8 protein-coding genes are annotated in these 8,255 nt (G+C 69.6%); 5 read left to right on the forward strand and 3 right to left on the reverse strand.

Annotated features, from left to right (window positions below; genetic code table 11):
* Positions 1-69 precede the first annotated feature (69 nt).
* From ACIY1X_RS22095 to ACIY1X_RS22105, 3 genes are all read right to left on the reverse strand, one after another.
* Positions 70-1,260: an amidohydrolase family protein gene (locus ACIY1X_RS22095; protein WP_399684774.1), complete on the reverse strand. Its 1,191-nt coding sequence runs from the start codon at positions 1,258-1,260 to the stop codon at positions 70-72.
* Positions 1,206-1,961 (reverse strand): TetR family transcriptional regulator, encoded by a 756-nt coding sequence (locus tag ACIY1X_RS22100; RefSeq protein ID WP_399684777.1) that lies wholly within the window; start codon positions 1,959-1,961, stop codon positions 1,206-1,208. The genes ACIY1X_RS22095 and ACIY1X_RS22100 overlap by 55 nt, the downstream gene beginning before the upstream one ends.
* 189 nt (positions 1,962-2,150) lie before the next feature.
* Positions 2,151-2,924, reverse strand: coding sequence for a ferredoxin--NADP reductase (locus tag ACIY1X_RS22105; protein ID WP_399684780.1), 774 nt, complete (start codon positions 2,922-2,924; stop codon positions 2,151-2,153).
* Positions 2,925-3,235: 311 nt separating this feature from the next.
* Between ACIY1X_RS22105 and ACIY1X_RS22110 the strand changes: the two genes are divergently transcribed.
* The 5 genes from ACIY1X_RS22110 to ACIY1X_RS22130 form a co-directional block, all read left to right on the forward strand.
* Positions 3,236-4,861, forward strand: coding sequence for a 6-hydroxynicotinate reductase (locus tag ACIY1X_RS22110; protein WP_399684783.1), 1,626 nt, complete (start codon positions 3,236-3,238; stop codon positions 4,859-4,861).
* A gap of 11 nt (positions 4,862-4,872) precedes the next feature.
* Positions 4,873-5,754, forward strand: a complete 882-nt coding sequence (locus ACIY1X_RS22115) for a UPF0280 family protein (RefSeq protein ID WP_399684786.1) — start codon at positions 4,873-4,875, stop codon at positions 5,752-5,754.
* A 13-nt stretch (positions 5,755-5,767) separates the two neighbouring features.
* Positions 5,768-6,412, forward strand: coding sequence for an amino acid synthesis family protein (locus ACIY1X_RS22120; protein WP_399684788.1), 645 nt, complete (start codon positions 5,768-5,770; stop codon positions 6,410-6,412).
* A gap of 31 nt (positions 6,413-6,443) precedes the next feature.
* On the forward strand, positions 6,444-7,028 hold the full coding sequence (locus ACIY1X_RS22125) for an amino acid synthesis family protein (RefSeq protein WP_399684791.1): 585 nt from the start codon (positions 6,444-6,446) through the stop codon (positions 7,026-7,028).
* Between the two features lie 49 nt (positions 7,029-7,077).
* A partial coding sequence (locus ACIY1X_RS22130) for an ABC transporter substrate-binding protein (RefSeq protein WP_399684794.1) occupies positions 7,078-8,255 on the forward strand: 1,178 nt, incomplete at its 3' end.

Genomic DNA, 8,255 nt, shown 5'->3' on the forward strand with positions numbered 1-8,255 from the left:
CCGACCGCCCCACCATGAGCCCGCGCCCCAGGCCCCCGGCCACGGCGCGCACCCCCAACGCCCAAGAGATCAGTGCACGACGACCGGCACCTCAGCAGCCGGCGGCGTATTGCGGCTGCGCCCGCAGCGCACGAGCCCGTCGATCATCACCATGCCCACACCCGGCAGGTCGCCCAGTTGCACGCTTTCCAGCAGCGTGGCGCCCGAGGTGTGCTGCGCGCGGTCCATGAAGACGAAGTCCGCCGCGCGGCCCACCTCCACCAGCCCGCAGTTGAGGTTGCGCATGCGCGCGGTGTTGCCGGTGGCGAAGCAGAACACCAGCTCGGCCGGGATGTCGGCCATCGACGAGATCAGCGCGACCATGCGCAGGATGCCCAGCGGCTGCACGCCCGAGCCGGCCGGCCCGTCGGTGCCCAGGATCACGCGGTGCGGGCACTTCAGCTCGATGGCCGCGCGCGCCGCGCCGATGGCCACTTTCTCGTTGCCGTTGTGCACGATCTCGATGCCGCGCGTGCTCTTCTCGCACAGCTCGCACACGTGCTTCATCGGCAGCGAGGTGTGGCCGCCGTTGATGTGGCCGATGATGTCGGCGTCGGCCTCCAGCACCGTGTCCTTGTCGATGTAGCCCGAGCCGGGCACCGAGGGCCCGCCGGTGTGGATGGTGCTCTGAATGCCGTGCTTGCGCGCCCAGGCCACCATCTCCTTGGCCTCGTAGCCGGCCTTGACCGAGCCCAGGCCGATCTCGCCCAGCAGCCCCACGCCGGCCTCGGCCAGCTCCTTGAAGTCGCTCTCGACCATGCCCTTCTCGATGACGGGCGCGCCGGCCAGCACCTTCACGCCGCCGGGGCGGAAGGCGTCGAAGGCGCGCTGCGCGGTGATGGCCAGCGCCTTCAGGCCGACGATGTCCTTCGGGCGGCCCGGGTAGTGCACCTCGCCGGCCGAGATCATGGTGGTGACACCGCCGTTCAGGCTCGACTCGATCCAGTTGAGCTGGCTCTGGCGCGGCGTCCAGTCGCCGGCCACCGGGTGCACGTGGCTGTCGATCAGGCCGGGCGCGACGCAGGTCTTCTTCGCGTCGATCACCGTCTTGGCGTTCGATGTGTCGCAGTCCTTGGCCTTGCCGACCGCGGTGATCAGGCCGTCGTCGATGACGATGGTGTCGGCGTCGAGGATGGGCTGGTCGATGTCGCCCGAGAGCAGCAGCCCTATGTTCTGGATGACGACCTTGCCCGACTTGCCGGCGGCGGCTTCTGTTGCCATTTCGATACCTCGTGGGGTGTGGTGGTTTCGTTGTTCTCGTCGCTGCGCACCGTGCGCAGCACCGTCTCGATGACGAAGTCCTCCCAGTGCCGGGCCGCTTCGGGCGACTCCAGCGGCTCGCCCAGGAAGCTGGTGAGCGTGTAGCGGTTGGACATGTAGAAGTAGCCCGTGGCCGCGATCAGCAGGTAGATGTCGCGCGCGGCCAGGTCGGCGCGGAACAGGCCCTGCGCGGCGCCGCTGGCGAGGATCTGCTCGATGATCGCCACCGCCCGCGAGGAGTACTCGCGCGCCCGCAGCGACTTGGCGATGTGGCGCCCCTTGTGCAGGTTCTCGGTGTTCAGCAGCGTGATGAAGTGCGGGTTGGCGCGGTAGTAGCCCAGCACGAAGCGGATCACCTCGGTCAGCGCCTCCACCGGGCGCGCCATGTCCAGGTCGATGGCGGCCTCGGCCTCGTCCATGCGCTGGTAGATGTCCTCCAGCACAGCGACGAACAGGCCTTCCTTGCTGCCGAAGTAGTAGTAGATCATCCGGTCGTACGAGCGGGCGGCGCGGCTGATCTTCTCCACGCTGCCGCCCTCGTAGCCGTACTTCGCGAACACCCTGGTGGCCGCGCGCAGGATGGCCTCGCGCGACGCCTGCGCCTGCGCCTCACGCACGCCCGTCTTGCGCTGCGGCTTGGCGACGGACTTGCGGGTGGCCATGGCAGCCTCAGCGAATCCGGGCGGTGCACACCGCCGGCAGCGCCCGCCCTCCAATGGCACTGGAGGCCGCGGAGCAGGCCATGCCAGCGACACCCACGGAACCGGCCTTGGCCTGTCCTGAGCCCGTCGAAGGGCCGGGCCGTCGGGTGTGCCCCCCCGGGGGGGAGCCGCGCAGCGGCTTGGGGGGGGTCATTTTTCAGCGAAAGCGCGCTCGACCACGTAGTCGCCCGGCGTGCTGGTGTTGCCTTCCTTGAAGCCGCGCCCTTCGAGGATCTCCTTCATGTCCACCAGCAGGCCGGGGCTGCCGCAGATCATGACGCGGTCCTCGGCCGCGTTCAGCGGCGGCAGGCCCAGGTCGTCGGTGAGCTTGTTGGTGGTGATCAGGTCGGTGATGCGGCCCTGGTTGCGGAACTCCTCGCGCGTGACGGTCGGGTAGTACAGCAACTGGTTCTGGATCATCTCGCCCAGGATCTCGTGCTTGGGCAGGTGGTCGGTCACCAGGTCGTGGTAGGCCAGCTCGTCCACCTGGCGCACGCCATGCACCAGGATGACCTTCTCGAACTTCTCGTAGGTCTCCGGGTCGCGGATGATGCTCATGAAGGGCGCCAGCCCCGTGCCCGTGCCGAACAGGTACAGGCGCTTGCCCGGCAGCGTGTAGTCGATCAGCAGCGTGCCGGTGGGCTTGCGGCCCACGATGATGGTGTCGCCCACCTGGATGTGCTGCAGCTTCGAGGTCAGGGGGCCCTCTTCCACCTTGATGCTCAGGAACTCCAGGTGCTCCTCGTAGTTGGGGCTGACGATGCTGTAGGCGCGCAGCAGCGGCTTGTTGTTGACCTTCAGCCCGATCATGGTGAAGTGGCCGTTGGAAAAGCGCAGCGCCTGGTCGCGCGTGGTGGTGAAGGTGAACAGCCGGTCGGTCCAGTGGTGGACGGTCAGGACGCGTTCTTCGCTGAAAGCACTCATAAGCAAATTACCGGAAGTTGTGAATGGGGGAGAGACGTGAAAGGGACCGGGCGCCGTGGGGAATGCTTGCGCTGAGCTGGCGGCCACAACAGGACCCATTTTCGTTCGTGCCGCACCAACGCGGCGCACGCCGCCTCAGGAAAACACCCATACGCGTATTGCCATGCTTCGGTAGATTCCGGTTCATGTAGTGTTTGCCACATGAATATGGAGCGAATGCTACACAGGACGCACGCGGCGGACAAGCGCCAATCCGGCACGCTTGTTGCAGTACTTACCCTGTGCGCGTGCTGAAGGAACGGAGCCTCACGATGACCGAACACACCAAGACCGACGGCCTGCCAGGCATGGACCTGCCGGTGCTGCCGGAGGCCTCGCCCCTCGGGCTGGGCAAGGCACCCGCGCGCAACGAGCGCATGAGCAGCGCCAAGGTCGAATGCAACGCCTGCCCGGTGCTGTGCCAGATTTCCGAAGGCCGCAGCGGCGCCTGCGACCGCTACGCCAACCGCGCCGGCGTGCTGGTGCGCGTCGACCCGGTGGTGCTGCTGCGCCGCGAGTTGCAGAGCGAGTCGCCCGCGCTGGTGCCTTTCGCGCGCGAGGGTGCCGAGGCGCCCGCCGAGGGCGCGCCGCCGGCCAAGGACTGGGACGGCGACCTGCTGCTGGCCGACCAGGTCTTCGTCACCGGCATCGGCGCCTCCACCACCTACCCCGACTACAAGCCCGCGCCCTTCATCGTCGCCTCCAAGGCGCAGGGCGTGGACATGGTCACCGTGGTCACCGAGGGCATCTTCAGCTACTGCAGCGTGAAGGTGAAGATCGACACCGACCGCTTCCTCGGCAGCGAGCAGGCCAACGTGCGCTACAAGGGCGAGGTGGTGGGCCACGTCACCACGGCCGAGTACGGCTCGCAGATGCTCTCGCTGGGCGGCGTGCACCACCTCACCGGCGGCAGCAAGAAGGAAGGCCGCATGACGCTGGAGCTGATGCAGAACCTGTGCAACAAGCAGGCGGCCGAATGCACCATCGACGGCGGCTCCAGCCTGGTGATCCAGGCGGGCAAGGCGCCCATCGTCAACGGCGTGGAGGAGCAGCGCATGCGCGTGGGCTGCGGCTCGGCCACGGTGGGCATCTTCGCGCGGCAGCTGCTGGGCCTGGCCGACGAGGTGGTGGTGGTGGACGACCACATCACCGGCGTGCTGACCGAGCACCAGGCCGGGCGCTGCCTGGCGATGCCGCCATCGGGCATCCAGATGCGCGGGCGCAAGTCCACGCCGGGGCGCTACTTCCAGGTGGCCAACCCCGGCAGCGGCTGGGGCGGCACCGACATCGCCGATCCGCTGGCGATCATCGAGGGCTGGGAGAGCGGCGTCGCCAAGCCCGGCCTGCGCCTCTTGATGACCTCCACCACCGGCGAGCAGGCGCAGTGGTTCGTGCTGGACGACAACCTGCAGCCGGTGGAGCAGCCGATCCCGCCCGAGGTGCAGAAGGTGGTGGACCGCATCGGCGAGAACTGCGAGCCCTCGCTGTGCACCGTGCTCTTCCTCGGCGGCGCCGGCGGCTCGCTGCGCGCCGGCGTGACCGAGAACCCCGTGCTGCTCACGCGCGCCATCAAGCAGGCGCTGGTCAACGTCACCTGCGGCGGCGCGCCGGCCTACGTGTGGCCGGGCGGCGGCATCACGGTGATGGTGGACGTGACGCGCATGCCCGACAACAGCTTCGGCACGGTGCCCACGCCGGCCATCATTGCGCCCATCGAGTTCAGCATGCGGCTGGCCGACTACGCCGCGCTGGGCGGCCACATGGAGCACGTGATGACGCTGGAGCAGGCGCTCTCGCGCGGGGCCTGGCAGGACGACGGCGCGCCCATGGCGCGCGAGTGGCGCCGGCCCGAGGCCGTCAACGCCTGGCCGCTGGGCCAGCCCCCCCTGCTGGGCTGAGAACCGCCGGCATGCACGCCACCCGCAACCCGCTCGACGGCGGCCGCTGGCACTTCCAGCACGGCCCGATCGACCTGGTGATCCAGGCCGAGGGCGAGGCCGCCGCCGTGGCCGCCGCGCACGAGGCGGCCTGGGCGCGCTTTTGCGGCGTGCTGCAGGAGCTGGTGGACGAGCTGCCCGCGCTGCGCCAGCCCGTGGCGGCCGGTGCGCCGCTGCGCGGGCCCGTCGCGCGGCGCATGTGGGATGCGTGCGCCGCCTACCGGCCGATGTTCATCACGCCGATGGCGGCGGTGGCCGGCGCGGTGGCCGAGGAGATCGCCGCCTTCTACCGCCGCACCGGCATCGCGCGCGCCTGGGTCAACAACGGCGGCGACATCGCGCTGCACCTGGCGCCCGGGCAGTCGGTGCAGGTGGGCCTGTTCGCCGACCTGTCGCGCTTCGACCTGGCCGGCACCGGGCCGCTGCGCACCGACGGCCGCTTCACGCTGCACGCCGGCGACCCGGTGCGCGGCGTGGCCACCAGCGGCTGGCGCGGACGCAGCTTCTCGCTGGGCATCGCCGACAGCGTGACGGTGCTGGCCGCCGGCGCGGCCGAGGCCGATGCGGCCGCCACCGTCGTCGGCAACGCGGTCGACGTGGCCGATCCGGCCATCCGCCGCCTGCCCGCCAGCCAGTGCAAGGACGACAGCGACCTGGGCGACATCCCGGTCACCGTGGACGTGCCGCCGCTGGCCCCGCCGCAGGTGGCGCGCGCCCTCGATGCGGGCCTGGCGCGCGCGCAGGAAATGCAGCGCGCAGGCCGTATCCATGCGGCGATACTCGTCTGCCAGCAGCAGTGCCGCGTGCTGCAGCCCGCCGCGGCACGGCTCGCCGCAGGCTCCGTTTTTGCTTAACGAACGCAAGACCATGATCGACATCCGACGCGTCTTCACCCAGGTCGAGCACATCCACCACGAATTCGGGCCGCGCGCGGCCGAGCCGCTGGTGCGAGGCGCCATCGCCGCGGTGCTCACCAATCCCTTCGCGGGCCGCTACGAGCCCGACATCCTGCCCATGATGGAACTGCTCGACCCGGTCGGCGTGGACATGGCGCACCGCCTGCACGCCGCCATGGACGTGCCGCTGGAGAAGATCGCCACCTACGGCAAGGGCGCCATCGTCGGCGCCGCCGGCGAGCTGGAGCACGGCGCGCTGTGGCACGTGCCCGGCGGCTACGCGATGCGCGAGCTGCTCGGCTGGAAGGGCGACCGCGCCGCCTACAAGGCCGGCACCGTGGACGAGAAGAAGACCGGCCAGCCCGGCAACGCGCTGTCCATCGTGCCCTCGACCAAGAAGGTCGGCCCGCCCGGCGCCACGCTGGACGTGCCGCTGACCAACATCAACGCCAGCTACGTGCGCGGCCAGTTCGACGCCATCGAGGTGCGCGTGCCCGGCGCGCCCGCGGCCGACGAGATCGTCTTCATCCTCGCCATGACGACCGGCTACCGCGTGCACGACCGCGTGGGCGGGCTGCGCGCCGAGAACATCAGCAAATGGGACGGCCTGCGCTGACGCCGGCCACGCCAAGACAAGGAGCAACACCATGCCAGCAGACATCCGCAAACTGGTCGTCCAGGTCGACGAGACCCGCAAGGAACAGGGCCAGGCCGTCGAGCCGCCCACGCGCCGCGCGGTGGCCATCGCCGTCATCGCCAACCCCTACGCCGGCCGCTACAGCGAGAACCTGGACGAGCTGATCGCCATCGGCGAGGAACTGGGCGCGCTGCTCGGCGGCAAGGCCGTCAAGGCGCTGGGCATCGAGCCCGGCCAGGCGCACAGCTACGGCAAGGCCGCCATCGTCGGCGAAGGCGGCGAGCTGGAGCATGCCGCCGCCATCCTGCACCCCAAGCTGGGCGCGCCGCTGCGCCAGGCCGTGGAGAAGGGCGCCGCGCTGGTGCCCTCGGCCAAGAAGCGCGGCACGCTGGGCACCGCCATCGACGTGCCGCTGGGCCACAAGGACGCCGCCTTCGTGCGCAGCCACTTCGACGCGGTGGAGGCGCGCGTGAGCGACGCGCCGCGCGCCGGCGAGATCGTGGTGGCCGTGGCCGTGACCGACAGCGGCCGCCCGCTGCCGCGCATCGGCGGGCTGCAGGTTTCCGAGATCGAGGGCAAGGACGGCTTGCGCTGACGCGCCGGCCGGCTATTCATTTACTTAGTTCCAACCGAGGAGTCATCCGATGAAGCATCTGCGTCTTGCGTTCAGCGCCGTCTCGCTGGCAGCGCTCACCGTCGCGCTCGTTCCCGCCCACGCCCAGGGCGTGATCAAGATCGGCGAGGTCAACAGCTACAAGGCGCAGCCCGCCTTCCTGGAGCCCTACAAGAAGGGCATGGAACTCGCCGTGGACGAGATCAACGCCAAGGGCGGCATCGACGGCAAGAAGGTCGAGCTGGTCATGCGCGACGACAACGCCAACCCGGGCGACGCCGTGCGCATGGCCGAGGAGCTGGTCTCGCGCGAGAAGGTGGACATCCTCACCGGCGCCTTCCTCTCCAACACCGGCCTGGCGCTGGCCGACTTCGCCAAGCAGAAAAAATTCTTCTACCTGGCCGGCGAGCCGCTCACCGACAAGATGACCTGGCAGGGCGGCAACCAGTACACCTTCCGCCTGCGCCCCGGCACCTACATGCAGGCCGCCATGCTGGTGCCCGAGGCCGCCAAGCTCAAGAAGAAGCGCTGGGCGCTGGTCTACCCCAACTACGAGTACGGCCAGTCGGCCGTCGCCGCGTTCAAGCAGCTGCTCAAGGCCGCGCAGCCCGACGTGGAGTTCGTCGCCGAGCAGGCCACGCCGCTGGGCAAGGTGGACGCCGGCAGCGTGGTGCAGGCGCTGGCCGACGCCAAGCCCGACGCGATCTTCAACGTGCTGTTCGCGGCCGACCTGTCGAAGTTCGTGCGCGAGGGCAACACGCGCGGCCTGTTCAAGGGCCGCACCGTGGTCAGCGTGCTGACCGGCGAGCCGGAGTACATGGACCCGCTCAAGGATGAAGCGCCGGACGGCTGGATCGTCACCGGCTACCCCTGGTACGGCATCAAGACGGCCGAGCACAAGGCCTTCCTCGACGCCTACCAGGCCAAGTTCAAGGACTACCCGCGCCTGGGCTCGGTGGTGGGCTACAGCATGATCCACTCGGCCGCCGCCGGCATCGCCAAGGCCAAGAGCACCGAGCCGGACAAGCTGGTGGCCGCCTTCAAGGGCCTGCAGGTGGACAGCCCCTTCGGCAAGATCACTTACCGCGCCGAGGACCACCAGTCCACCATGGGCGCCTTCGTCGGCAAGACGAAGAACGACGGCGGCAAGGGCGTGATGGTCGACTACGTCTACTACGACGGCGCCGACGCACGCTTCCAGCCCCCGGC

This window comes from Xenophilus sp., assembly GCF_044462705.1.
In the GTDB taxonomy this organism is placed as follows: Bacteria; Pseudomonadota; Gammaproteobacteria; order Burkholderiales; family Burkholderiaceae_C; genus Xenophilus; species Xenophilus azovorans.

Excerpts from the sequence above, each read along its gene's own strand:
- ACIY1X_RS22095 (WP_399684774.1), bottom strand. The coding sequence starts at position 1,260 with ATGGCAACAGAAGCCGCCGCCGGCAAGTCGGGCAAGGTCGTCATCCAG.
- ACIY1X_RS22100 (WP_399684777.1), bottom strand. The coding sequence starts at position 1,961 with ATGGCCACCCGCAAGTCCGTCGCCAAGCCGCAGCGCAAGACGGGCGTG.
- ACIY1X_RS22105 (WP_399684780.1), bottom strand. The coding sequence starts at position 2,924 with ATGAGTGCTTTCAGCGAAGAACGCGTCCTGACCGTCCACCACTGGACC.
- ACIY1X_RS22110 (WP_399684783.1), top strand. The coding sequence starts at position 3,236 with ATGACCGAACACACCAAGACCGACGGCCTGCCAGGCATGGACCTGCCG.
- ACIY1X_RS22115 (WP_399684786.1), top strand. The coding sequence starts at position 4,873 with ATGCACGCCACCCGCAACCCGCTCGACGGCGGCCGCTGGCACTTCCAG.
- ACIY1X_RS22120 (WP_399684788.1), top strand. The coding sequence starts at position 5,768 with ATGATCGACATCCGACGCGTCTTCACCCAGGTCGAGCACATCCACCAC.
- ACIY1X_RS22125 (WP_399684791.1), top strand. The coding sequence starts at position 6,444 with ATGCCAGCAGACATCCGCAAACTGGTCGTCCAGGTCGACGAGACCCGC.